The sequence below is a fragment of the Paenibacillus sp. EKM211P genome (assembly GCF_011066175.1).
Lineage (GTDB): Bacteria > Bacillota > Bacilli > Paenibacillales > Paenibacillaceae > Paenibacillus > Paenibacillus polymyxa.
Genome location: NZ_JAAMNS010000048.1, coordinates 1 through 1161, shown reverse-complemented (window position 1 = coordinate 1161; position 1161 = coordinate 1). Strand labels below are relative to the sequence as shown.

1 protein-coding gene is annotated in these 1161 nt (G+C 49.6%); it reads right to left on the bottom strand.

Going from position 1 to position 1161, the window contains the following annotated elements; genetic code table 11:
* Positions 1 to 1161 (bottom strand): condensation domain-containing protein (locus G9G57_RS25265; protein WP_238799349.1); only part of this gene is annotated, 1161 nt, incomplete at both ends.

Sequence of the window (1161 nt, the reverse complement as noted above, 5' to 3'; positions counted from 1 at the left end):
CTTGTCTCTCACTTCCCGAAGATAATCTTGAACCTTCTTATCCCCTTCTGGTTGTGTACGAATCGCTAAGGTATTTACGAACATTCCTGCGATCTTTTCCAATTGGGCATGCCTTCTACCTGCTATCGGACTTCCAATCACAAGATCCTCTTGACCGCTGTATTTCGACAGTAGAATACTAAAGCCTGCCATCAGTCCCATGTACAGCGTTCCGCCTACTGCACTTGACGCTTCTTTCAGGGCTTGTACGGTTTCCTCACGGATTTCGAATTGTATTCGCTCCCCTTCGTTATCCCCGGCCTTCCCCCGCACTCCATCCAATGGCATTTCCAGTACCGGAATTTCTCCGGCATATTCCTGCTTCCAGTATTGCTTCTGCTGTTCCCACATCCCCCTACGGTGTTGCTCTCGTTCCCACTCGGCATACTCCTTATATTGAATCGCCGCAGCTTCCAGCGCAGTACCATCGAAAGCTTGGACAAAATCCTCTGCCAATAGGGCCATGGTGGACCCATCACTGATGATATGATGCATGTCCAGCAACAAGTGCAATTGTTCCCCTTCACGAACGATCCCGCTTCGAATCAAAGGGGCCTGACTAAGATCGAAGGGCTGAATCCATCGACCTAGCGCCTCGTCCACTTCTTCCTTCGCGCTTGTCTCCGTGTACGCAATTTCCAGTTCGACAGCGTCGTGTACCCGCTGAACGATGTCCTCTTCTTCCATGTGGAAGCTTGTGCGCAAAACTTCATGCTTGTTTACCAAGGCATGTAGTGCTTGAACAACCTGATTCTGGTCCACATTCCCGTTTATGGTCAGCACCATAGGCAGATTATACGAGGTGTCCTCCGGATTGATCGATTGTATAGCGTATAGCCTTTTTTGTGCGGAGCTCACAGGATAACTGTCTTGCTTTTGTAATGGCACCAATCCCGTGAACTTCTTCGCAAGACCCCCTTGAACCTTTGCCCCTAATTCTCGGATGGTCGGTCCTTCGAAAATATCTCGGACCCGAATATCGACTTCCAGCGCTTGATGCATTTTGGATACCAGGCTAACCGCCTTAAGCGAATGGCCTCCCAATTCGAAGAAGTTATCCTGTACGCCAACCCGTTCGATTCCAAGTACATCTTCCCAAATCTGTGCGAGCTTCATCTCGGT